The organism is Mesorhizobium sp. P2_E9, from assembly GCF_056403815.1.
The window spans coordinates 1-24027 of sequence record NZ_JBFUET010000034.1 but is presented as its reverse complement, the minus strand read 5'-3'; the positions used below and the strand labels follow the sequence as shown (position 1 = coordinate 24027).

Annotated in this window: 22 protein-coding genes, 1 tRNA gene and 2 pseudogenes; 12 read left to right on the top strand and 13 right to left on the bottom strand. The window is 61.9% G+C overall.

The window, feature by feature from the left end:
• From AC1D05_RS35125 to AC1D05_RS35100, 6 genes and pseudogenes are all read left to right on the top strand, one after another.
• Nucleotides 1-224: pseudogene (locus AC1D05_RS35125) on the top strand (ISAs1 family transposase); the annotation flags it as partial.
• 100 nt (nt 225-324) lie between these two features.
• Complete coding sequence (locus AC1D05_RS35120; RefSeq protein WP_477447502.1) at nt 325-1419, top strand: serine hydrolase domain-containing protein; 1095 nt, start codon at nt 325-327, stop codon at nt 1417-1419.
• Nucleotides 1420-1556: 137 nt separating this feature from the next.
• Nucleotides 1557-1646, top strand: a tRNA-Ser gene (locus tag AC1D05_RS35115).
• 121 nt (nt 1647-1767) lie between these two features.
• Nucleotides 1768-2076 (top strand): hypothetical protein, encoded by a 309-nt coding sequence (locus tag AC1D05_RS35110; protein WP_477447500.1) that lies wholly within the window; start codon nt 1768-1770, stop codon nt 2074-2076.
• The gene (locus AC1D05_RS35105; protein WP_477447498.1) at nt 2073-2198 is read left to right on the top strand and encodes a hypothetical protein; all 126 of its coding nucleotides are present in this window, start codon (nt 2073-2075) and stop codon (nt 2196-2198) included. The genes AC1D05_RS35110 and AC1D05_RS35105 overlap by 4 nt, the downstream gene beginning before the upstream one ends.
• A gap of 371 nt (nt 2199-2569) precedes the next feature.
• Entirely contained in the window at nt 2570-3280 is a 711-nt protein-coding gene (locus AC1D05_RS35100; protein WP_477447496.1) for a pentapeptide repeat-containing protein, read from the top strand.
• Between the two features lie 358 nt (nt 3281-3638).
• Here the strand turns inward: AC1D05_RS35100 and AC1D05_RS35095 are convergent, their stop codons facing one another.
• Complete coding sequence (locus AC1D05_RS35095; protein ID WP_477447494.1) at nt 3639-3815, bottom strand: hypothetical protein; 177 nt, start codon at nt 3813-3815, stop codon at nt 3639-3641.
• 2281 nt (nt 3816-6096) lie between these two features.
• On the opposite strand from AC1D05_RS35095, the pseudogene AC1D05_RS35090 reads away from it, so the two are divergent.
• Nucleotides 6097-6755: pseudogene (locus tag AC1D05_RS35090) on the top strand (sterol desaturase family protein).
• A 327-nt stretch (nt 6756-7082) separates the two neighbouring features.
• Here the strand turns inward: AC1D05_RS35090 and AC1D05_RS35085 are convergent.
• Both AC1D05_RS35085 and AC1D05_RS35080 read right to left on the bottom strand, forming a co-directional pair.
• Nucleotides 7083-7349, bottom strand: coding sequence for a hypothetical protein (locus AC1D05_RS35085; protein WP_477447492.1), 267 nt, complete (start codon nt 7347-7349; stop codon nt 7083-7085).
• 126 nt (nt 7350-7475) lie between these two features.
• On the bottom strand, nt 7476-7739 hold the full coding sequence (locus AC1D05_RS35080; protein WP_477447490.1) for a PilZ domain-containing protein: 264 nt from the start codon (nt 7737-7739) through the stop codon (nt 7476-7478).
• 779 nt (nt 7740-8518) lie between these two features.
• Here AC1D05_RS35080 and AC1D05_RS35075 point away from each other — a divergent pair.
• Nucleotides 8519-8893 (top strand): hypothetical protein, encoded by a 375-nt coding sequence (locus tag AC1D05_RS35075; RefSeq protein ID WP_477447488.1) that lies wholly within the window; start codon nt 8519-8521, stop codon nt 8891-8893.
• 178 nt (nt 8894-9071) lie between these two features.
• Complete coding sequence (locus AC1D05_RS35070; protein ID WP_477447486.1) at nt 9072-9842, top strand: SDR family oxidoreductase; 771 nt, start codon at nt 9072-9074, stop codon at nt 9840-9842.
• 17 nt (nt 9843-9859) lie between these two features.
• On the opposite strand, the gene recQ is transcribed toward AC1D05_RS35070, so the two are convergent.
• The gene (gene recQ, locus AC1D05_RS35065) at nt 9860-11695 is read right to left on the bottom strand and encodes a DNA helicase RecQ (RefSeq protein WP_477447484.1); all 1836 of its coding nucleotides are present in this window, start codon (nt 11693-11695) and stop codon (nt 9860-9862) included.
• A 267-nt stretch (nt 11696-11962) separates the two neighbouring features.
• Here recQ and AC1D05_RS35060 point away from each other — a divergent pair, with 267 nt between their 5' ends.
• Both AC1D05_RS35060 and AC1D05_RS35055 read left to right on the top strand, forming a co-directional pair.
• Nucleotides 11963-13384 carry a coniferyl aldehyde dehydrogenase gene (locus AC1D05_RS35060; RefSeq protein ID WP_477447482.1) on the top strand — a complete coding sequence of 474 codons (1422 nt, stop codon included), beginning with the start codon at nt 11963-11965 and terminating at the stop codon, nt 13382-13384.
• Between the two features lie 184 nt (nt 13385-13568).
• The gene (locus AC1D05_RS35055) at nt 13569-14597 is read left to right on the top strand and encodes a glycosyltransferase family 9 protein (RefSeq protein ID WP_477447480.1); all 1029 of its coding nucleotides are present in this window, start codon (nt 13569-13571) and stop codon (nt 14595-14597) included.
• A gap of 179 nt (nt 14598-14776) precedes the next feature.
• Here the strand turns inward: AC1D05_RS35055 and AC1D05_RS35050 are convergent, their stop codons facing one another.
• From AC1D05_RS35050 to uxaC, 8 genes are all read right to left on the bottom strand, one after another.
• On the bottom strand, nt 14777-15115 hold the full coding sequence (locus AC1D05_RS35050) for a cupin domain-containing protein (RefSeq protein WP_477447504.1): 339 nt from the start codon (nt 15113-15115) through the stop codon (nt 14777-14779).
• Nucleotides 15116-15233: 118 nt separating this feature from the next.
• Complete coding sequence (gene kduD, locus AC1D05_RS35045; protein ID WP_477447478.1) at nt 15234-15998, bottom strand: 2-dehydro-3-deoxy-D-gluconate 5-dehydrogenase KduD; 765 nt, start codon at nt 15996-15998, stop codon at nt 15234-15236.
• Nucleotides 15995-16846 carry a 5-dehydro-4-deoxy-D-glucuronate isomerase gene (kduI, locus tag AC1D05_RS35040; protein WP_477447476.1) on the bottom strand — a complete coding sequence of 284 codons (852 nt, stop codon included), beginning with the start codon at nt 16844-16846 and terminating at the stop codon, nt 15995-15997. The genes kduD and kduI overlap by 4 nt, the downstream gene beginning before the upstream one ends.
• A 23-nt stretch (nt 16847-16869) precedes the next feature.
• Nucleotides 16870-17643, bottom strand: a complete 774-nt coding sequence (locus AC1D05_RS35035) for a FadR/GntR family transcriptional regulator (protein WP_477447474.1) — start codon at nt 17641-17643, stop codon at nt 16870-16872.
• Nucleotides 17644-17667: 24 nt separating this feature from the next.
• Nucleotides 17668-18948, bottom strand: a complete 1281-nt coding sequence (locus AC1D05_RS35030) for a TRAP transporter large permease (protein WP_477447472.1) — start codon at nt 18946-18948, stop codon at nt 17668-17670.
• Nucleotides 18949-19533, bottom strand: coding sequence for a TRAP transporter small permease (locus AC1D05_RS35025; protein ID WP_477447470.1), 585 nt, complete (start codon nt 19531-19533; stop codon nt 18949-18951).
• Between the two features lie 70 nt (nt 19534-19603).
• Nucleotides 19604-20581 carry a TRAP transporter substrate-binding protein gene (locus tag AC1D05_RS35020; protein WP_477447468.1) on the bottom strand — a complete coding sequence of 326 codons (978 nt, stop codon included), beginning with the start codon at nt 20579-20581 and terminating at the stop codon, nt 19604-19606.
• 32 nt (nt 20582-20613) lie between these two features.
• The gene (uxaC, locus tag AC1D05_RS35015) at nt 20614-22074 is read right to left on the bottom strand and encodes a glucuronate isomerase (RefSeq protein WP_477447466.1); all 1461 of its coding nucleotides are present in this window, start codon (nt 22072-22074) and stop codon (nt 20614-20616) included.
• Nucleotides 22075-22188: 114 nt separating this feature from the next.
• Here uxaC and AC1D05_RS35010 point away from each other — a divergent pair, with 114 nt between their 5' ends.
• Nucleotides 22189-23682: a mannitol dehydrogenase family protein gene (locus AC1D05_RS35010; protein ID WP_477447464.1), complete on the top strand. Its 1494-nt coding sequence runs from the start codon at nt 22189-22191 to the stop codon at nt 23680-23682.
• 131 nt (nt 23683-23813) lie between these two features.
• On the opposite strand, the gene AC1D05_RS35005 is transcribed toward AC1D05_RS35010, so the two are convergent.
• On the bottom strand, nt 23814-24027 hold a 214-nt coding region (locus AC1D05_RS35005), incomplete at its 5' end, for a transposase (protein WP_477447462.1).

Below are 24027 nucleotides of genomic sequence, written 5' to 3'. Positions count from 1 at the left end.
GCGACCATTGGGCCGTCGAGAACAGCCTCCATTGGGTGCTGGACATGGTCTTCCGAGACGATGAATGCCGCCTGCGTACCGATCATGCTCCCGCAAACTTCACAACCATAAAGCACATCGCTCTCAACCTGATACGAAAAGCCCCCGGAAAGGATTCCTTGCGGCTGAAACGAAAGGTCGCCGCATGGGACGATGACTTTCTGGCAACCCTCATCACACGATAATTAACTCACCCGATTCCCCTGCCGTTGCCGAGACTGTTATTGGCCGGCAAAGACCGGGCGTGTCAACATGGCCTGAGCGTTTGCCGTCGGGGAGGCGAGGATGCGTGGCTGGTCGGGACTTTGCCTCGGTTTGGTGCTGCTGGCATGGCAGCCCGCTTTGTCGGCGCCCAACCCCGTTGCTGAAAGCGTCGACGGCGCCGTCACCGCCTGGATGAAGACCTATCCCATCGCCGAGGCGGAAGTTGCCGTCGCCTTGCACCAGACCATCGTCGGCTCCTACGACCACGGCTGGAAACCGACCGAGCGGCACCCGATCGCCAGCCTGTCGAAAGCCATCACCGGCGTCTGCATCGCGAGCCTGGTCGACGATAAGCGCCTGGCGATGACGGATACGCTGAGCAGCGTGCTTGTCGGCTATTTCAGCCGAAACAACGGCGCCAACGCCCCGAAGGATCCCCGTTTTACCGCAATCACCATCGACGAATTGCTGACCCATCGCGCCGGGCTGGTGAAGAACGCCTTCGACGACAAGAACGACCATTCGGTCGGTGCCTCGTTCAAGACGGCGACACAGACCATGCTCGACTTCGCCCCAGGCAGCACCATCTCCTACAGCGACAGCGGCTACCTCATTTTGGGCTACATCGCGCAGGTGTACGGCAACCAGGCCTATGGCACCGTTTGCGGCAGGGTCTTCACCAGGCTTGGCATGACGGCCAATGCCGGCGTTATCGACGACCCGCTCGTAGCGCGGGCACCGAATGGCGGCTGGGATATTTCGGCGCAGGACTATGCCAAATTTCTCTATGCTTTCGACAAACAGTCCGGCGTTCTCGGCCCGACGACACGCCAATGGCTCGACGCCCTGCCGGGTGACCCCGGCTATGCGAAGGGCCAGAAATCGCCGCCGACCCAGGCGCCCTGCCCGCGCTTCCCAGGCAAGCCGGCCTACGCACTCGGCGTCTGCATGAAGCATACCGCGCTCGGCACGCAGTACTATCATGATGGGCTGCTGCACCATCACATGCCCGACTACCCCAACACCGGCGGCTCGTTCTTCTTCGTCAACGAAGCCGGCTATGCCGCCGTGGTGATCTTTTCCGGTGAGAACGACGGCAAGGCCTATGGCGCATTGGAGAAGTCGGTGATGGCGGCGATGACCGCCAAGGCTGCCTATGCCGTGCCGGGCCAGTAGCCGCGAACCATCACCTTGAATCCGCTGCTTGCCCGGCAGGCCAGACGGTAAGCCAAATATCGGTGGATTTGGCCTTGTAACCTGCCCGTTCAGCCGTTATCTAGTGCGCCGCGCCGGCAACGGCCGACCATGACCGCGGAGAGGTGGCAGAGTGGTCGAATGCACCGCACTCGAAATGCGGCATGGGTGCAAGCCCATCGGGGGTTCGAATCCCTCCCTCTCCGCCAGATTTCTCTTTCCGCCAGATTTCTCTCCTAACAGATTGATTTTGTAGGATAGTTGTCGACGTCACTTGCCTCCTTTCCAATGCGTTTCCCAAGGAAAAAATGCAGCCGAAGGAGACCTATTATGCATCAATTTTCTGATCAGCCTAAAAGCCAGATCATCGGCAGATTCTCCCGCCGCGCCTTGTTTATCGGCGCGGTCGCGTCCGCTCCTGCCATTGCTGCAGCAGCGCCGCCGGCCGTTCCGGCACCTCCCGAGCCGCGTGAAATGCCCGTGCAGAGGGTCAACCGACTTGCTGCGGAACTTGCCAGGGCTATGGATGACTGGATGGCCGACATCAGCCACGAGGGCCATCACCGTGCCTTGTGGGAGGCGCATGTCTGGCCGGCCTCAACTGGCCTCGGCATCTACTATAAAAACCACGATAGGTGAACGCCCACACCCCCAAGGACGGCGGCGATCTGGAAGGCTACTGTCCCGGCGACTACGGCGAAACCGTCATGTGGCCCGACGATCTGGAATCGCAGGAAGTGCTTGTGAGGTCAGGGCTATGATCAATCCAAGCGCCGCCCCGCTATCACCAGTGCCCCGCTATCACCAGTGATTGAGCCGAGCAACGACATGATAGTCGTGCCGTTCCACCACGCTTACCGCAACATCTTCGGCATGATCGCTATCCGCACCGACGAAGATGATTTCATGCTCGTCTCGCCATCGCACTACGACCCTGAGCACTATCCACCGGGGGTCTTGCATCCAATAATCGGGTCCGACACCGACCCAATTAGCCCGCTGCCTCAACGGTGGCGGGCTTTTCATTTGGCTGTGGGGACTAGGCGGGATTGGCGGGCAAAATGCCGTCGCTTTCGAGTGTCAGCAGATGTGGTAAGGTTGATTGTCGGCGAGTAGCAGAGGTCCAGCAACAATGACTTTGAGACGAACCAGACCTTACGGCACATCCGGCTTGGTTCTAGCGGTTTGCATTGTATTTGCTTGGCAGAACGCCACTGCCGCTCAAAATTGCGACGCAGCCGCGACGCCTGGCGTCAATTGGCAGGACTGTGACAAAAAGCTTCTCATCCTAAAAGGACAGGACCTGAGCGGGGCGAACCTGATCGGTGTTGATTTCACGTCGACCGACCTCAGGAACAGCAATCTCCTTGCGGCAAATTTTGAGAAGGCAACGCTTGTGCGTGCTTCCCTGGCCGACTCGACCGCCAAAGGCGCCCGGTTCGACAAAATCGAGGCCTACAGGACCGACTTCAGCCATATGGACGCGCAGGGCGCTGTGTTTACGAGCGCGGAAGTGCAGCGCTCGAATTTCCAGGACGCCAATCTGACCAATGTTGATTTCACAAAGGCGGAATTGGGGCGAGCGCAGTTCAATGACGCCGATATCAGCGGCAGCCGCTTTTCGTTTGCCAATCTCGCGCGGGCGGACTTCCGAGGAGCGACGTTCACCGCGCCGATAGACTTTGACCGCGCTTTTTTCTTTCTGACCCGTATCGAGGGCCTCGATCTTTCCAATTCGGCTGGTCTATCCCAGTGGCAGATCAACATGGCTTGCGGAGACGCCCGGACCGAGTTGCCTTCTGGCTTGACGAGGCCTGAAGATTGGCCCTGTAGCGAGCCATAGGCTCGGCGCCGTGTCGCTGCCGGGGCTGAAATCGTCACGCGCGCCCTTGCGGGGGCGAAGCTTGCGCGCGATCATACATCATGAGGGCAGCGGCCTATCTCTTGGTTGTCGCGGCGGTATCTTCGGGGACCGCTGAAGCCGAAACGCTGAGAGAAGCCTATGACGCTTGTCTTGCAGCCACCATCCCTAAATTCGAGCATGTTTGTGGCCGTGCAGACTTGATAGCGAGGGACATAATCTTCGACTGCAGTCCGCCACTTCTGACAATTTTGCGTTCGATGCCGCTTGCCGACGATGAAAACCAAAAGGTCGTGGCTGATCTGCTGAAATTTCGGCTTCAGCATCCCTGCGAACTAAATTAACGCCTGTTCGCCTTCGGCGTGATGTCTTCAATCTGCGCCTTAACGCCATCCTGGACCATCGCCTGTTCCATCGCTTCCGCTTCGGCCTTGTCCTTGGTGGTGAGCACGGTGCGCCAATGCGGCTTGTCGAAGACGCTCACGATGTAGGTGGTGGCCGGCTGGTCGGTCATCATCCACCTTTGGCCTTGCCGTAGCCGGTCGGGCTGGTATCGGGCTCATACAGTGGGATGTCTTTTCTCTTCCAACATGGCTGAGCAATCGATCTCATCATGAAATGGAGCATGAGGATCGAACACTAACCAAGACGCATGAGATCGTAGATCCCTCAGACGGGCGTTCTTTTCGAGACGGGCGTAGCGTTCCGTTTCTGTGTGGAGCGCTAGAGTAGGCTTTTCACGAAGAGAGCTCATCCATAGCCCCCACTTCGATTAGCATCTCCTTAAACGCCTAACGCCTGCGTTGCGTTCCCTTGGGCTGCACTCCGGCGCGGCATTGCATGCGTTGGCCGGCTAGCAGCCCCACCAGCGCGCGTTCTCGTCGACCGACCCCCGAGACCATTCAACGGCCGGCGCCTTGGCTTTCATGAACGTTTGCGGGCCGCCGCCGACTTAGTGATTGCCCCTTTACATGACCGCGAGCACCGCTACGCTGCTCGCCGGCGTCTGGCGCTCGAGCGCAAGGTCCCGAGGCAGGCTCGTCGAGAAAGGCCCCCGCCTTTTTTACTAGCTCTCGACGAGCCGTGCGCCGCTTACCCCCGTACGGCAGACGCTGTCGCAGTCTGCCTTGATCGTCAAGCGACTGTTCAGTTCGTGCGTTCGTTAGCTCAATCAGGTTGCGCCAATGTCACATTCGGTGGACACGTACGCCGTCTCATTCACCCTTCCGCCGTTTCAATTTCGGCATGATCTCCTCGATCCGCGCCCTCACACCGTCCTGGACCACCGCCTGTTCACGCGCTTCGGCTTCAACCTTGTCCTTGGTGGTCAGGATGGCGCGTCAATGCGGCTTCTCGAACACGCTCACGATGTAGGTTGTGGCCGGCTTGTGCTCCACCTTTTGCTGCTTCCATTGTTCAAAATGATAAGTTCCAATTATATTAGCAGAGGTGCATATATGCGCCCAGCCGGCACCGCCCGTCCTCAAGGCCCTGCAGGTCAGGCCCGGCGGCCTTCCGCTGCCAGTCCCCCTAGCAACCCCAGCCGCTGGGCCGTTGCCTAAGTCTCTCGCTTGGCGCTTTCGGACGTCGGCTTCCACTCGAGGTTGCGCGCCCTGTTAAGGCCCTCATAGTCGGGAATGCAGGTGAAAAACACGAGCCGGCGATCGCGGCCGGCGGCCTTGCAGTCGGAGCAGCCGAAGAGTCGGACGAGATCCTGATGCATTGAACCATGCCCCGGCCCGAGCCTGTCGATCAGCGCCTGGATGTCGAGCTTCGTCGACCTCCCCCACATCGGGTGCGTGCAGTTGACATAGACGGTTCGCGGGCCGCAAGGGTGTCGGCGAGGGTCTTTTGGGGCATGGCGATCTCCGTTGAAGGGTCGCCGCAACGGGGAAATTATTCCTGATTTCTACTCCGCTTGCCATCAGCCTCAGGTTGCGTGATGATGAAGAATGGTCAAGGTCCTGCTTTTCCTCGGAGGGCTCGCGATCCTTTTGGTCAGCTCCCGTCAGGTGTTCCTGACGTTTCGCGATGGTTCATTTCGGGCGCGCGGCAATCGACTGATCCTACGCAACGCACACCCCATAATCTTCTGGATGAATTTGTTTGGGCTAGCGCTTTTCGGCGCTGTCGGTGCCGCGTTGATTTGCTGGCTATTGCTTACTTGAGCGACTTCGGGGACTGTCGGGCCGCAGGAAGCCTTGACGGTGTGGCTGGTTTGTCGGTCATCTTTTACCCTGGGCAGTTGAAGCACGCCGCCCCAATTAAGGAAACGGTCCGGCACGCCTCGGTTCGGGTGGACATCGGCGTGCCGGGCCATTTGCGGGTGGGTTTGGGGTCTTGCCCGCAGTGCCTAAGTTATAGGCATATTAGCTATTGCTCAACTAAGACTGAAGTCCCCGGTCGTCCGCCGGCACCGATCGATGGCAATGGCTATTGGGGCAAGCCAGGATCGTAATGCACAATCGCGTCGAGGATCGTGCGATAGAGGCTCTCGACCTCTCCGTCGATCTCGCCGCGCTTGCGTTTGCCCCCCAGACGGCGCGATCTGAAATTAACCGTCCGTATACCATCTTCTTGCGCGGCGGGCGGCCAAGTGGTTAATTGATCGACTGGCATTTGGGGGTGGGCTGGTGGACTATTTTGCTATCAAACCGCTGCTGATTTTCGCTCTGATCTTCGTTCCGCTGGAGCGAATTCTGACCTTGCGTCCGCAGCAAAAGATATTCCGCAAGGGCCTCGTCAACGATCTGATCTACGCCACCTTCAATGGCGCCCTCATCAACTACGGCGGCGGGATGCTGCTGGCGGCGGCGATCGGTGCGGTGGCGCTGCTGATACCACCGAGCCTGCCATTGGCCGTCAGCGGACAGGCAACATGGCTCCAGGTGCTGGAGATCATCGTGCTGACCGATTTGGGCGTCTACGTCACACACCGTGCGTTTCATGCCATCCCGGCGCTCTGGCGCTTCCATTCGATCCATCACGCGATCGAGGAAATGGACTGGATTGCAGCCTTCCGGGCTCATCCGGTAGATCAGATCATCACCAAGATTGTATGCTGCTGCCGGTGTACCTGCTCGGGTTTTCAACGGAGGCGGTCGCTATCTATTTCCTTATCTATACCGGACACGCGCTGTTGCTTCATTCCAACGTCAAGATGAACTTCGGGCCACTCAAATGGCTGATCGCCAGCCCGCAATTCCACCATTGGCACCACGCCAACGAGCGTGCCGCCTATGACAAGAATTTCGCCGGCCAGTTGGCGATAATCGACGCGATCTTCGGCACGTTTCAGGTTCCCGCCGGGTCCACAACGCCGGAAAAATACGGGGTCGATGATCCGATCCCAACGAACTATTTTGGCCAGATCGGATACCCGTTCCTGCCCCGCCGCACCCAACGCGATGAAAACAAAGTGGCTGCTACCGCAAAGCCTGTGCCAGATTCCATATAGAGAGGGAGACCAGCGTTCGTCGCGCCGGCCCTTGTTCTTTCTAATCTCCACGGGAGTAGGATTTTCGAAGGCGCGATCGGTCCCCTATTAGCGACCTGCCCGCGTGCCTTTCCGCCTAACACCAGTCCTACGCCGCCGAAGCTTCCCGCGCATCCTGTCGCCCGCCTGTGGCCAGCCGCATGCACTGCGAAGCCATGGACCGCGACAGACCTTGTTGCCTGTCCAGCCATGGGCCGAAATGACCATGCGGCAGCGCGCTTTGTTGCGTAGGAGCCAGCGGCCGATGGCGAGCTTCTGCTCAATCGACAGATGGCCGCGGGGGATCACTCAGGTATCGGCCGGCGCCGGATCTGCGATAGGCACGAGGTTGGTCGGCGACATCAGGGCGAGATAGGCCTTGTGCACCTCATACTGCTTGTCCGCAGGCAGCTTGTTGAACTGGCGTACCGTCCTCCCGCAACCGATCGCCAGGACAGCGGTATGACGTTCCTCGCCGCGAAGGCGCCGCAGCCGCTGGCTCTGCCATTGGTTGGGAAGCCGATAGGTGCCAACGCCGTCGATCTCGATTTCGGTGAACGGAGTTCGAGCCAGCATGCCGCGCCTCGCTTTAGAGAACACCGCCGATATTGCATAAGTCGCGACTTACTCATGCAGGGTCATGACGCGATAAATTCGTCCAGTTGCGTAGGTCCGGCGCGCGGTTCGCCAATGGCATCCTGTTCAATAGATCTGTACGCCAAGCCGCTCGTTCTTCCTCCACCGCACCACGGCACGATATTCGACACCATCCGCATGGATGCGCAGGACGAACCGCTCAGGAACAACCACGCCCGGCTCCACTCGTAGCTCCGCACCATGAGCGTGTTGATTCCTGACGGAACAAGCGATCTTCATATGCTCGGTGACAATGGTTCCATCCTTTAGAACGGCCGTCCGGGGATGTGAGCGTCGTTCAATTGGTGGATCATCGGGGTTGCCGCTCATCTTGTCATTCCTCCCGAAAATCGTGCAGCGAAGCGCATGAACTGACCGCGACAATCGCGATTCAATTAGCATGCGCTAAAATCGTTCCGGAACTTTTACCACGACGCGAGGTTCGATCGGCTGCCGCCCAATAGGCAAAAAGAGCCCGCCCGGAATGGGGACCAAGGGCGGGCCAAGAGGTGGCTAGGGATCATCCCAGCATAGGTCAACGAGCGGCGGAGGGGTTGGTTGCCACTGCGCAAAACCCTGGTTTCATTCTTTGCATTTTGGCTAAATTAGCTGTGTCAGGGTCATCGAATTCCGAGCGGACGCCGGCTAATGTGAAGGCCTACATATAGTAGGTTGTGGCCGGCTTATCGGCCATCGGCTATGCCCCCCGAATTGCTGTTCTTGTACTTCATTCGTATGGCTTTAATAATATTAGCATGGTCGCATATATTCGCCAGCCCACGGTGCCGTTCTCACAAACCGCCCGTCGGGTTAGGCCCGGTGTCCTGTCTACATCCCAACAAAGAATGCCGGGCCGCTTTCTAAAGTTCCAATACAAAAATCCCCGCCGCCCCACTCACGGCAGCCGCGGGTTTGGGCGCGATCTGCGGCAGGCGAAATGAGGGAAAACGCCCGCCAGCTCATGTCAGCCCGGCAATCCGCCTGCCGCGGATCGCGCACAGCGACGGCGCCAAGGCGAGGGCTCCAAAGAGCCGGTGTGCCGCCACCGTCGGAGAACGGATTTCTAAGCCTTTGCTGCTATCGCTTGCCCGCGGACGGAGTTCCCGGCAGTGAGCCAGCGCGCGTTCATCACCTTGCTTATCCTGCTGGCGGTGGCCGTCGCACTGTCGGCAACAGCGTTTCCGGGTTCGATGATCGGCTTCCTGTTCGCGATCACGGCAGCCTTCTTCGTGGCGATACCGGGAGCCGCCATCGGCGATGCACTCAAACAGGGCGGCATCCCGGTAACCGGCGAGCAGCTCCTGTGGGCGCTGGCCGGCCTCTATGCCTTGCTCGCTCTTGGCGCCGCCGTGCAGGCATGGTTGCGGCTCCGGCGAAGTGATTTCGACGGAGCGCGATCGCCAGGGCTGCGCCTGGCACTCCTGCTGGCGCTGCCGCTGATTGCCTGGTTGTCAGTCAATTCCATGCAACATGCCTGGCCGTGAGGGTTGGCCTGGACTGCCGCGCTTTGTCGGAACATCGACCGCTGGCCGACTTTGCAGCGATCATTTTCGGGGCGTCAGCGCATTAAGTTTATTTTCATCGGCTTCGATGGAACAGTAGGCTGAGCCGCCGATTGCCGCATGGGGTCGGTATTGCCGTCCTATGCACATAGAGGCCCGCTTGAGCATTTTCGATCGATTTTCCCTCGCGGGGCGCGTGGCGCTGATCACCGGAGGCGGACGAGGCCTCGGTTTCGAGATTGCGCGCGCCTTTGCCGAAGTCGGAGCCCATGTCGTGGTGACCGGACGCACCGCCGCCACGCTCGACGGCGCTGTCGCTGCCATCAGCGAAAATGGCGGCAGTGCGCAGGCGGCGGTCTTCGACGTCGCCGACATCGGGGCGGGCCGCGCGATGATCGCCGAGATCAGCAAGACCAAAGGCCGGCTCGATATCCTCGTCAACAATGTCGGCGCCCGCGACAGGCGGCCGCTCGCCGCCTTCAGCGATGACGACATCCTCGATCTGATCAGGACGGACCTCCTGTCGGCGATCTCACTATCGCGCGATGCGGCGGAGATCATGAAGGGTCAGGGCCATGGCCGGCTGATCGCGGTGACCTCGATCGTCGGTGAGATGGCGAGGCCCGGCGATGCCATCTATCCCGCCGCCAAGCAGGGACTGACCGGGCTGATGCGCAGCATGGCTGTCGAATATGGGGCCCACGGCGTGACCAGCAACGCCATCGCGCCGGGAATGTTTGCCACCGAGACCAATGCCGCGATGGCGGCAAACCCCGATCTGGTTGCCTTCGCCCGTCAGCGGGTTCCGCTGCAGCGCTGGGGCCGGCCGCAGGAGATCGCCGGGGCCGCGCTTTTCCTCGCCAGCGACGCGGCGTCTTTCGTCAACGGGCATGTCCTGACCGTCGATGGCGGCATGTCGATACAGATGTGACGATTGCGCGGACGTCTTCAGGCCGGTCCGTTGGGCTGATGCGCCGCAATCGCCTTCAGAAAAATCGCCCCGAATTCCTTCAGCTTCGCCGCTCCGACACCATTCACTTCGGCGAAGGCGTCAAGGTCGCGCGGGCAGCGTTCGGCCATGTCGATCAGCGTGCGGTCGGAAAACACCACATAGGCCGGCACCTGGCGCTCCTTGGCCAGACGCAAGCGAAGTGTCTTGAGCGTGGCCAGCAGCGAAGCATCGACGCCTTCGGTACCAAAACCCTCGGCTGCTCGCATCTTACGCAAGGCGCGGCTGCGCATCTCGACACGGTAGTGGAACGGGATCTCGCCGCGGCCAAGCGCATGGCCTTTTTCGGCAATGGCGAGCCCGCCATGGCCGCTCGGGTCCGGTTCCAGGAAACCGTTCGCGACCAGCTGCCGGATCAGCGACATCCAGAAATCCTTCTTCTGCGCCACGCCACTGCCGAAGCACGCGAGCCTCTGATGGCTTCTGGCCAGCACCTTTTCGGTTTCATGGCCGAGCAGGATGTCGATGACATGGGCGGCGCCGAAGCGCTCGCCGCTCTGCGCCACGGCCGCCAGGATGATGCGCGCCTCGGCCGCACCATCGGCGCGCGGCACCTGGTCGAGGCAGTTGTCGCAATTGTCGCAAGGCTGCGCCTCCTCGCCGAAATAGCCGAGCAGCACCTGACGGCGGCACTGCGCCGTCTCGCAATAGCCGATCAAGGTGTTGAGTCGCTGATGCGATCGTTTTTTGTGCTCGGCCGATGCGTCCTCGTCGTCGATGAACAGCCGCCGCATGCGGATATCGCCGAGGCCAAACAGCATATGCGCCTCGGCATCCCGCCCATCGCGGCCGGCGCGCCCGATCTCCTGGTAATAGGCCTCCAGGCTGCCCGGCATATCGGTGTGGAAGACATAGGCGACATCGGGCTTGTCGATGCCCATGCCGAAGGCGATGGTCGCCACCATGACGACGCCGGACAGCGTCATGAAAGCGTTCTGATTCGCTTCACGCGCCTCCTTGCTCATGCCGGCATGATAGGCGAGTGCGGTGACGCCGTTCTTCTCGAGGAAGGCGGCCATCTCCTCCGTCTTCTTGCGCGACAGGCAGTAGACGATGCCGCTCTTGCCGGCATGGCGTTCGATGAAACGCAGCAATTGTCGCTTGCTGTCCTGCTTGGATTCGATCGCCAGCTTGATGTTGGGCCGGTCGAAACCCAGCACCAGAGTCTCGACCTGCTCAGCGAACAGCCGGGCGGCGATGTCGCTGCGCGTGCTCTCGTCCGCCGTCGCCGTCACCGCGATGATCGGCACGTTGGGGAAGATGTGCCGCAACCGCGACAGATCCTCATACTCAGGCCGGAACGCCGGCCCCCATTGCGAGATGCAATGCGCCTCGTCAATGGCGATCAGGCTGACGTCGAGCCTCGAGAGCGCCTCGAGCATTCGCTCGGTCATCAGCCGCTCCGGCGCCAGATAAAGCAACCGCGTCTGGCCGGAAGCCACGCGGCGCCAGGCCGCGACATTGGCCTCGCGGTCGATCGAGGAATTGATCGTATCGGCAGCCACTCCGGCCAGCCGCAAGGCGGCGACCTGATCCTGCATCAGCGCCACGAGCGGCGACACGACGAGGGTCAACCCACCCAGAACCAGCGCCGGCACCTGGTAGCAGAGCGACTTGCCCGCACCGGTCGGCATCACGGCCAGCACGTGGCGCCCGCCGAGCAGCGCGTCCATGACATCGGCCTGGCCGGGACGGAAATCGTCGAAGCCGAACACATCCTTCAGGACGCGCCGCTTGGGATCCTCGGCCCGAAGGCTCGCTGTCTGTGCCGACATCAGGCGGACACCGGACTGGACGCGATTTTGCGTGGATTGGAGAGGATGTTGGAACCGATCAAGAGACTCTCCGCGTGGCGCCTTGGAGTAGCGCAGCTATCCTATGAACACAACCGGAACGGTCACTTGATGTTGGGTCGCAGAAGATTTGCGGACTGATTGGCCGTGCCTAACCAAGGCACACCTTCCCCAGCGACACCTGCACCCCCGCTGGATTCCTTCACGCGCTAGGATGTAAGCTCGGCCAGACGAGCCAGGGAGGGCACGATGCTGCAGGTGAGACAGGACGTCCTCGGCGAACGGTTCCAGCTGCAGCGCGCCGCTTTCGAGAAGCAGCCCTTTCCCGACATGGCCGTCCGAAAGGACCGCCTGAAGCGCCTGCTGGCGCTGACCGAGCGGCATGAGGCGAAGATTTGCGCCGCGATCAATGCCGACTTTGGCAGCCGGTCGACACACGAGACGCGCCTTGCCGAGCTGTTTGTCGTGCGTGCCGGCATCCGCCACACGCTGTCCCACTTGAAAGGCTGGATGCGGGAGCGTCGTGTCGCCACCACCTTGCCGTTCCTGCCGGGCCGCAATCGCCTCTTGCCGCAGCCGCTTGGTGTCGTCGGCATCGTCTCGCCGTGGAATTACCCGTTCCAGCTTGCCGTCGCGCCGGTCACGGCAGCGCTCGCCGCCGGCAACCGCGTGCTGGTCAAGCCGTCCGAACTGACACCGGCTTTCTCGGAGTTGCTCGCAAAACTCGCCAGCGAGCATTTTTCGCCCGACGAGTTGAGCGTCATCACCGGCGATGCCGAGACGGGCAAGGCCTTCGTGTCGATGCCGTTCGATCATTTGCTGTTCACCGGCTCGACCGCGGTCGGCCGCCATGTCGCGATCGCCGCGGCCGCCAACCTGACCTCGGTCACGCTCGAGCTCGGCGGCAAGTCGCCGGCGATCTTCGATCCCTCCTGCGATCTCGATGCGGCAACAGCCAGCATCGCCTACGGTAAGCTGCTCAATGCCGGGCAGACCTGCATCGCGCCGGACTATCTGCTGGTGCCGAAGGGACAGGCAGGCACGGTCGCCGCGAAACTCGCAACCGCGGTGGCGCGGCTCTACCCAACGCTGCGCGACAATCCCGACTATACCGCCATCATCAGCGACCGGCACTTTCAGCGCCTGCGCGCCATGATCGCGGAAGCCCGCGATGCCGGCGCCGATATCACCGAAATCAACCCGGCCGGCGAAGATCTCGGCACCACGAGCCGCAAGCTGTTGCCGACCCTGGTCAGCAATGCCGGACCGGACCTGCGGCTGATGCGCGAAGAGATTTTCGGCCCGGTGCTGCCGATCGTCGAATACGCTACCGTCAATGATGCGATCAGCCATGTGAACCAGTCCGACCGGCCACTGGCGCTCTACTGGTTCGGGAGCGACAGTGGCAACCGCCAGCGTATCCTGCGCGAGACCGTCGCCGGCGGCGTCACCATCAACGACTGCATGCTGCATCTGGTGCAGGAGAACCAGCCCTTCGGCGGTGTCGGCGCCAGCGGCATGGGCGCCTATCACGGGCAATGGGGGTTCCGCACCTTCAGCAAGGAGAAGCCGGTTTTCCTGCAGTCGCGCTTGAGCGCCGGCGCCCTGCTGCGCCCACCCTATGGCAAGACGTTCGAGCGGCTTTTCGGCCTGCTCCGGCACATCACCTGACCGACGTCGCCGCTTCAATGCCGGAATGACGAGGCGGGGTGGCGGCGATGTAGCTCGGCACCGCCCGCATTATTACGTTCGGCGCATATTCCCTCTGGATTCAGCGGGGAATTGCTGTCTTCTAAGGTCGTGTTCTCAGAAGCTGGCTCCCCTCGACGCCATACCCTAACGGATCTGCCTGGCCATGGACTTGCCCGCGCCGCTGCTGATTTTCTACGTCCGCAACGACGCCCTCGGCGACGGGTTGCTGCGGATACCAGCCTTGCGAGCGGCAAGAACGGCCTTTCCGCGAAGCCATATCGTCTATGGCTGCCAGGGCAAGTCTTCGCTCATGAGCATGTTGCACAAGCATGCCGCTCCCCTGGTCGACGACTTCAGGATGAAGCCGCTTGCCGACATTCTCGCTGAATTCGAACAGCCTGGCAGACAGAAGACGGTCGTCGATTTCCGGACGGGCGTCCCCGGCCTGATGGTGACCGGGTTGCAGCTTCTCGGCCGCGGCGTTCACTACGAGCCCAATTTTGCCGGCTATCTGCTGTCGCTACGTTGGCGCACCAGATGGACCTTGCGGCCCGAACACAACGCGTGGCGCTATCACCGGCTGATCGAGCGCCTGGCCGGCCGGCACCTGCCATTCGACCACAGGCTCGATGTTCCGCACTTCGCCCGGACCCTGGCGCGCCGGCTCGTCGGCGCCGACAACCGTCAGATGGTCCTGCTTGGCGGCAACGCCAGGGGCAACAAATTCATGAGCGAGGACCAGATATCAGCCATATCAGGCAATCTCATCGATGCCGGCTACCGGGTGCTGTATCTGGTCACCCCGGGCAAAGGACCGACGCCACAGAGCCTGGCCGCCAGGGAAAGCCGGCTCACGATGATCGGCCCGGAGCTTGGGCTCGATGTCGAGGCGTTCGGTGACCTGCTGCTGGCGCTCGGCGAAATGGCTGCCGCCTATGTCGGTATGGAAGGCGGCCTGGGGCATTTGTTCGCCACGGTCATGACGCCGACGGTGATCGTCAACAACGGCGCCAATCTGGAGCGGTGGCGGCCGCTGTCGAACATGGTCGAGGTGGTGACGGCGCCAAGGCGCGGACGGAAGGCTGACGTCGCCGACGCACCGGTCGAGGCCATTCTCGAGGCCACGCATCGCTTGCTTGCCGCCGGCCGTCGCGACCACCCGGCGTCGGCATTAAGCTTATATTCACCATGATCCGGCAGGTTTCCCTGCGGCAATGTTTTGAGTACCGCGGCGCCTTAGAGCAATTCCAGGAAAAGTGTGAAACGGTTTTCCGTCCGGAATTGCGTCAAAACAAACGGCGCCCAGGCAACAAACCCGCGTCTCCTTCGAGGCGCGGGTTTTCATTTTCGGAAATCAGCGGCGGCTCGCCCTCAGGCGAGGAAATCAGCCCGGTGCGGCGTAAAACTGTCGACCAGCCGCCCCGCTTCCAGCGCCTTGACGCCATGCACCAGACCGGACGGCACGATGAAGCAGCCTCCAGCCTCGAGGATCTCAGTCCGGCCATCGATGGTCACCTCGAAACGGCCCTCAGCGACATAGCTTGACTGGACATGCGGATGCGAATGCAGGGCACCGACACCGCCCTTGTCGAAACCGAATTCGACCAGCATCAATTCATCGGTGGAGAGGAGGACCCGCCTCTTGTTGCCGTCCGGCGTCGGCGTCCAGGCACCCTCGCCGGCATGGGCGAAGATCTTCGGCTTCGTCATTGTCATCGTCATCTCCTTCGAGCAATTCCAGGAAAAGTATGAAACGGTTTTCCGTCCGGGATTGCGTCAAAACAACGAGATAGCGCAGTTCGGCGTTTCCGGGAAACGATGAACTGCGCTAGCGCGCCAGCCAGCCGCCGTCCACCGGCACCACCGCGCCATGCATGTAGTCGGAAGCCGCCGCCAGCAGGAAGACGGCGGCGTCGCCGATGTCTGATGGCTCGCCCCAGCGCCCCGCAGGAATACGCCCCAGTATGGCGGCACTGCGGTCGGGATCGGCACGCAGCGCCTGTGTGTTGTTGGTCTCGATATAACCCGGCGCGATGGCGTTGACGTTGACGCCCTTTGCCGCCCATTCGCAAGCGAGCAGCCTTGTGATGCCGAGCACACCATGCTTCGAAGCGGTGTACGACGCGACGCGGATGCCGCCCTGAAAGCTCAGCACCGAGGCGATGTTGACGATCTTGCCCCGGCGACCACCGGCAAAGACGCGGCGCGCAAAAGACTGGCAAAGCAGGAAGGCCGTCTTCAGATTGACGTCCATGACGTCGTCCCAGTCGGTCTCGGTCAGATCGACGGCATCGGCGCGCCGGATGATGCCGGCATTGTTGACCAACCCGTCGAGCGGCCCGCTTTCGTCCCAGACCCGGTCCAGCATCGGACCGGCGGCCGCCGTGTCGGCAAGATCGGCACTCACCGCCCCGAACCGGCCACCGACGGCCGCGACCTTGCCTGCCGTGTCGTCCATCGACGAACGGCCGGCACCGATCACCGCGCCGCCAGCACGGGCGATCGAAATCGCGATGCCCTGGCCGATGCCGGTGTTGGCTCCGGTGACCAGAATGCGCTTGCCGGCGAGGCTGAAGGCGGAAAGGTCACTCACCGCAATTCGCCCATCGCCACCGGGTCGACATCGGTGTAGTCGACATTGTCGCCAGCCATCGCCCAGATGAAGGCATAGTTCGAGGTGCCTGCACCCGAATGGATCGACCAGCCCGGCGACAACACCGCCTCCTCGTTGCGCATGATGATATGGCGCGTTTCGTCCGGCTCGCCCATGAAGTGGAAGACGCGGGCCGAATCGGCCAGGTCGAAATAGAGATAGGCCTCCATGCGCCGGTCATGCACATGGCACGGCATGGTGTTCCAGATCGAGCCCGGCGCCAGCTGCGTCATGCCGACGACCAGCTGGCAGGTTTTTGTGCCCTCGGCATGGATGAACTGGAAGATCGAGCGCTCGTTGCAGGCGTCCTTGCTGCCGAGATCGAGACGCTTGGCGTCGCCGATGCGGATCAGCCGGCTGGGATGGGCCTGATGTGCCGGCGCGCTGAGCAGATAGAATTTCGCCGGTGCGGCTGGGTTCGCCGAAGCGAATGACACATCCGTCGTGCCCATGCCGAGATAGAGCATGTCCCGCGCCTGCAAGTCGAAGGATTGGCCACCTGCCTTCACACTGCCGGCGCCGCCGATGTTGACCGCGATCAGTTCGCGCCGGTCGAGAAAATTCTTGGTTCCCGTCGGCTTGATCGCTTCCAGCGGCAGCGCTGCCGCCGCCGGCGCGGCGCCACCGACAATCATGCGATCGTAGTGGGTGTATGTCAGGCTGACGCGGCCGGGTTGGAACAGGTCCTCGATATGGAAATTGTGCCGAAGCTCGTCGGTTCCCATCGCCGCGGCGGCAGCCGGATCGATGGCAAAGCGGGAGATGAAGTCGGTATGGCTCTGGCTCATTTCTGTCCTGACTTGAGATGGGATCAATCGCCTGCGGCCTTGACCGAACGGGCATAATAAACCTGCCTTGCATGCAGGCGCTCGCGGTAGCGCTGCTGGCTGGCCGAGAGATGCGCGCGCATTGCTTCGCGCGCGGCCTCGGCGTCACCTGAAGTGATCGCGTTCAGGATCACCAGATGCTCGCGCTGCAGTCCGCGCTGGTATGTGTCGGATTGCACCAGTTCGGTCGACCAGGGCGAGGTCACGTCGCACGGAATGGCGCGCCGGCCGAGCACATCGAGCATTTCGACATAGAACGGGTTGTTGGTGGCGCTGGCGATGGCGCGGTGGAAGGCAAGATCGGCCGGCCCGGTCGGCTCGCTGGCAAGCAGCAGCCGCTCGAATTCGAAGAAGGCCTCCTGGATCGCCGCCTCCTGCGCGGCGTTGCGGCGGATGGCGGCGAGCCCGGCGGACTCGATCTCGATCGCCAGGCGCACCTCTAGCACGTTGAGCGCGATCGAATCCTTGCTGCCCATGTCGGCGGCCAGCGCGCCGAACATCGTCGAGATGTGCTCGGTGACGAAGACGCCTGCACCCTGGCGCGGCTCGACCAGGCCGTCGGCGGCGAGCTTCGCCATCGCCTCGCGTATGACGGTGCGGCTGACGCCGAAAGTTTCGGTCAGTTGGCCTTCGGTCGGCAGTTTGTGGCCGGGCAGGATCTCGCCCGCCTGCAATTGCTTGCGGATCGCCGCGACGACGGTCTCCGACAGTTTAGGTTTTCTCTCGACCCTGAGGTCGGTTGCGGTGTCCGATGCCATATCGCCCTCTATTTGAACACGCCCCTATTTGAAGACACTTGGCAACCAGAGCGAGATGGCCGGAATATACGTCACCAGCCCGAGCACCACGATACCGGCGCCATAGAACGGCCAGATCGAGCGCATCGCCTCCCACACCGTGATCTTGCCGACCGCGCAAGCAACGAACTGCACGGTCCCCACAGGCGGCGTGTTCAGCCCGATGCCAAGGTTGAGGATGGTTATGACGCCGAAATGCACGGGATCGACGCCATAATGCGTCACCAGCGGCAGGAAGATCGGTGTGCAGATGATGATCATCGGCCCCATATCCATGAAAGTGCCGAGCAGCAGCATCAGGACGTTGAGCAAAAGCAGCACCACCAGCGGGTCGGTGGAGATGGCGTTCATCCCGGCGATCAACAGCACCGGCACCTTGAGATAGGCCATCAGCCAGCTGAACGAAGCCGCCGTGCCGATGATCAGCAGCACCATCGACGTGGTGCGCACGGCGCCCTTGGTGGCATGGACGAAATCGCTCCAGGCCATCGAACGGTAAACGAAAACGGTGACCAGCAAGGCGTAGAGAATGGCGATGCAGGAGCTTTCCGTCGCCGTGAAAATGCCCGAGCGGACACCACCGAAGATGATGCCGATCAAAAGCAGTCCGGGAATGGCAATGACCGCCAGTTGGCCGACTCGCGAGAAACCGGGGAAGGCCTCGACCGGGTAGCCGCGGCTGCGGGCGACGAAATAGGCTGTGACCATCAGCGAAGCGGCGAACAGCAGGCCCGGCAGGATGCCGGCGGTGAACAGGTCGGCGATCGAGATCTTGCCGCCGCCGGCGATCGAATAGATGATCATGTTCTGCGACGGCGGCAGAAGCAGCGCGATCAGCGCCGCCATCGAGGTGACGTTGACGGCGTAGTCGGCGCCGTAGCCGCGTGCCTTCATTTGCGGGATCATCAACCCGCCGACGGCTGCTGCCTCCGCCACTGCCGACCCGGAAATGCCGCCGAACAGCGTTGCGGCAATGATGTTGACCTGGCCAAGCCCGCCCCTGACATGACCGACAAGTGAGCCGGCAAAGGAAACGATGCGCTGCGCGATGCCGCCGCGCACCATCAGGTCGCCGGCGAAGATGAAGAACGGGATCGCCATCAGCGAAAACGCCGACATGCCCGATTTCAGCTGCTGGAACACCACCACCGGCGGCAGGCCGAGATAGATCACCGTCGCGAAGGACGCTGCCCCCAGGCAGAAGGCGATCGGCGTCCCGGCAAACATCAACAGCGTGAAGACGCCGAACAGGATCCAGAGTTCCATCTAGGCCTCTTGCACCGCCGGCATCTCCGGCACGTCTTCGAGATTGATATCCTTGTCGATGTCGACACCAGACCAGCGCAGCGCGATGCGCTCGGCCGAGAACAGGCAGATCAAAGCACCGCCGGCGACCAGCGGCAGATAGTCGAAGCCGCCAGGCAGTTCGAGCGCCGGGATGATGGTGTGCCAGGTCAGCCCGACCAGCTTGCAACCGTACCAGACCATGCCGAAGCCAAAGCCGAGCGCAATCAGGTTGGACAGCGTGCGCAGCGCCCATTTGCTGCCTTTGGGCAGGATATAGAGCAGCACGTCGAAGCCCATATGGTAGTTCTCGCGCACGCCGACCGCCGCACCGAGGAAGATGAACCAGTTCATCAGCATGATGGCGGTGACTTCCGTCCAGCTCGGCGAGTTGTTGAGCACGAAGCGGAAGAAAACCTGATAGGCGACAAGCGCGGTCATCGCGACCAGCCCGATGCAAGCCAGATAAAGCGCGCCGTCGCAGATCCTCGACAGCACCACACTGAACCGTGGCGGCGCCCCGCTCCTGGTCATTCCCGCCCCGCTCTTGTCCATTCCGGAAGCCATCCGATCCTCCCGATCTTCAGCCTGTAAGAAGAGCGCGGGACGGCACGCAAGGCCCGTCCCGCAGCCGACATCACTTGGTCGCCTGGATACGGGCGGCGAGATCCTTCAACTCGGGCGTCGACAGATATTTGTCGTAGACCGGCTTCATCGCATCGATCAGCGGCTGCTTGTCGATCTCGCTGACCTTGACGCCGGCCTTCTCGACGAGATCACGCGACTTCTTCTCCTGTGCGTCCCACAGTTCGCGCATCTTGACGACGCTGTCCTTGGCCGCTTGCCGCACGATCGCCTGGTCTTCCGGCGCGAGCTTGTCCCAGCTCGATTTCGACATCACCAGGACTTCCGGCACGATCTGGTGCTCGTCGGTGGTGTAATGTTTGGCGACCTCATAGTGCTTGGCGGATTCGAAGCTCGGCCAGTTGTTCTCGGCACCATCGATGACACCAGTCTCGAGCGCCGAATAGACTTCGCCATAGGCCATCGGCGTGGCGTTGGCGCCGAGCGCATTGACCATGTCGACGAAGACGTCGGACTGGATGACGCGGAACTTCATGCCCTTCAAATCGGCAATCGAGGTGATGTCCTTCTTGGTGTTGTAGAAGGAGCGGGCGCCGGAATCGTAGAAGGCCAGACCGACTAGGTCATGGGCCTCGAATGCCTTCAGTATGTCTTCGCCGATCGGCCCGTCCATGACGTGGCGCATCTGCTCGACCGAGCGGAACATATAGGGCAGCGACGGCACCGCGGTTTCCGGCACGATGCCGTTGAACGGGCCCATCGAAACGCGGTTGAGATCGATGACGCCGGTCTGCGTCTGTTCGATCGTGTCCTTCTCCTCGCCGAGCTGCGCCGAATGATAGACCTCGACCGAATAGCGCCCATTGGTGCGCTGCTTGATCAGGTCGCCCATGTACTTGACCGCCTCCACCGTCGGATAACCGTCGGGGTGGGTGTCGGCGGAGCGCAGCACGGTTTGCGCGTTGGCGATGCCGATCAGCAATGAGCCGAAGGCGAATGTGGCCGTCGTCAATTTCGAAAAATGCAACATGACTTCCTCCCTTTAAAATCAAGGCGCCCTTCTCAGAGCCGGTACACCTTCTTCGCAAGCGTGTAGGCAAGTTCCTTGGCCAGCTCATGCGCCTCGTCCTCGCGCAGCCTGTGCTCCGCGACAAGGCGGGCGAGGAAGGCGCAGTCGACCCGCCGCGCCACATCGTGACGCGCCGGGATCGACGGAAAGGCGCGGGTGTCGTCGTTGAAGCCGACGGTGTTGTAGAAGCCCGCCGTCTCCGTCGTCATCTCGCGGAAGCGGCGCATGCCTTCCGGACTGTCGTGGAACCACCAGGCTGGCCCGAGCTTCAGCGCCGGATAGACGCCGGCGAGCGGCGCCAATTCGCGCGCATAGCTGGTCTCGTCGAGCGTGAAGAGCACAATGGTCAGGTCACGCTCCAGCCCGACGCAGTCGAGCAGCGGCTTCAGCGCCGTCACATAGTCGGTCCGGGTCGGGATATCGAAACCCTTGTCGCGGCCGAATCTCTGGAAGATGCCAGGCGAATGGTTGCGCCAGGAACCGGGATGGATCTGCAGCACCAGCCCGTCATCCCGGCTCATCTTGGCCATCTCGGTCAGCATCTGGGCGCGGAACAGCTTTCGCTCGCGCTCATCGTCCGAGCCGTGGCGGACGCGGTTGAACAGTTCCTGCGCCGCAGCGTCGGAAAGATTGGCTGTCTCCGCCGTCGGATGGCCGTGATCGGACGAGGTCGCGCCAAAACTCTTGAAGAAGGCGCGCCGCTGGCGATGTGCGTCGAGATAACCGGCCCAACTGCCGGTGTCGCAGCCGGTGATCTCGCCCAGCCGGTCGAGATTGGCCGAAAAACCTTCGAAATCGGGATCGACGACCGCGTCCGGCCGGTACGCCGTGACCACGCGGCCCTCCCAGCCGCTGTCGCGGATCATCTTGTGCCATTTGAGATCGTCGAGCGCGCCTTCGGTCGTCGCGATGACTTCGATGTTGAAGCGCTCGAACAAGGCGCGTGGCCGGAAATTCTCCCACTGCAGCACCGTCGCGATCGTGTCGTAGTGGCGGTCGGCCGTCTCGGCGCTCAATGGCTCTTCGATGCCGAACAGATGCGCCAGCACATGGTCGAACCACAGCCGGGTCGGCGTGCCGCGAAACAGATAATAGTGCTCGGCAAAGCGCCGCCAGATCGTCCTGCCGTCGGTCTCGACCGCCGCCCCGTCGAGGGTCGCCACGCCGAGATCCTCCAGCCGCACGCCCTGGCTGAACAGCATGCGGAAAATGTAGTGGTCAGGCACGATGAGCAATTGCGCCGGATCGGGGAACGGCTCGTTCAACGCAAACCAGCGCGGATCGGTGTGGCCATGCGGGCTGACGAGCGGCAGGTCCTTGATGCCGGCATAAAGATCACGGGCGAGCGAGCGCGTCTGAGGTTCAGCGGGAAACAGCAAATCCGCATTGGTCAGTGCCACGATAATCCTCCCAGGGTTGCTATCGGTAGGGTCGACAATAAGTAATGTCAACATACAAAAATTGGATTGTTGTATGATGACTTTTAGCCGGTGTCAGGCCATTGTATAGCGCAAGAGCGGATGTTACGCCGTCCTCACCGATCCAGCCACCAAGCAACACGCCGAGCCATGACAAGCAGACGCCTCTCCAACGACACGGTTCAGGCATTGGCGGCCCCGGCCACGGTCCCCGCCTATGATCGCAGCCGCATCACTCCGGGCATCGTGCATCTCGGCGTCGGCGCCTTTCATCGCGCCCACCAGGCCGCCTATGTCGATGACTGCCTGGCGGAGGGCGAAACGGACTGGGCCATCGTCGGCGCCTCCCTGCGCAGCGCCGAAACGCGCGACGCGCTGGCGCCGCAGGACGGGCTCTACACGCTGGCGATCCGCAGCAGTGGCGAGGAGGAACTGCGCGTCATCGGCTCGATCCAGTCGATGCTGGTGGCGCCGGAAAACCCCAGTGCCGTGCTGGGCGCGCTGACCGATCCGCGCACCCGCATCGTCACGCTGACCATCACCGAGAAGGCCTATCTCAGGGCCGCTGGCGGTGGACTGGACGCCACTCATCCCGACATCATCCACGATCTGGCCAATCCGCGGATGCCGAAGACCGCGCATGGTTTTCTGGCCGAGGCGCTTGCCCGGCGACGCGCCACGGGCACACCGCCCTTCACCGTGCTCTGCTGCGACAACCTGCCGGCCAATGGCGCCACACTGCACCGGCTGCTGACCGAATTCGCCACGTTGCGCGATGCCAGGTCGGCCACAACGGGCGATACCACCATCGCCGATCACATCGCAAACCAGGTCGCCTTTCCGTCAAGCATGGTCGACCGCATCGTGCCGGCAACCACGGACGCCGACCGGGCACGGATCGCCGGTGAGCTTGGCGTCGAAGATGCCTGGCCGGTGATGACCGAGCCTTTCCGCCAATGGGTGGTCGAAGACAATTTCCCGGCGGGCCGGCCGGCCTGGGAAAAATTCGGCGTCACCATGGTCGGCGATGTCGGCCCGTTCGAGGACATGAAGCTCAGGCTCCTCAACGGCGCGCATTCAGGCATCGCCTATCTCGGCCTGCTCAGCGGCCATGCCACTGTCGACCGCGCCTTTGCCGATCCGGCGATCCGACAATTTGTCGATGCGCTATGGGGAGAGGCCATATCGACATTGCCCGAGGATGCCGGGCTCGACACCAAGACCTATACTGCCGAACTCGCAGAGCGTTTTTCAAACACCGCGCTCGCCCACCGCACGGCACAAATTGCCAATGATGGCAGCCAGAAACTGCCGCAGCGCATCATCGCGTCCGCCATCGAGTGCCTCGAAGCCGGTACTGAGTTCGTCCATCTCACGCTGGTGGTTGCCGCCTGGATCGCCGCCTGCGCCGCGCGCGGAAACACCTTGCCCGAAAACCATTTCACCGATCCGCTCGACGCGGCACTGACGGCGCTTTTGAGCCAGCACCTACCGGCGAACGAAACGGTGACGGCGGTGTTCGACCTTGCCGGCTTCGCCAAAGATCATGCCGAGCGCCAGACGCTGATTGAACTCGTGGCCGTGCATCTCGTCCACCTGCGACGGGACGGTCCGACTTTGGCCTTCGCCGCCTTGGGCATCTAAACAAAAAAGCGGGGCAAAGCCCCGCTTCAGACTGCTGACAAACCCCGTCGATTTTCGGCGGTTTTTTTTGTTATGTGATTGAAGTGTCTTGGAATGTTGTGTCAGGAGATTTTGACAGGAGGCGTAGGGCCTCATGCGAGGGCCGGTTTGGGCTTTGGCCATAGGCAAAGGGCGATCTTTTTGATGTTCTGGGCGGCGGCGGCGATCAGGCACTGGCAGGCGACCCTGATGAGACTTCGGAACCGCGCATAGCGGTGACCATGCAGTTGCTTGGCGTCGGCGAAAGAGCGTTCAACGGTTTCCTTACGGCGACGGTAGACGGCCTTGCCCCATGCGGTGAGCCGG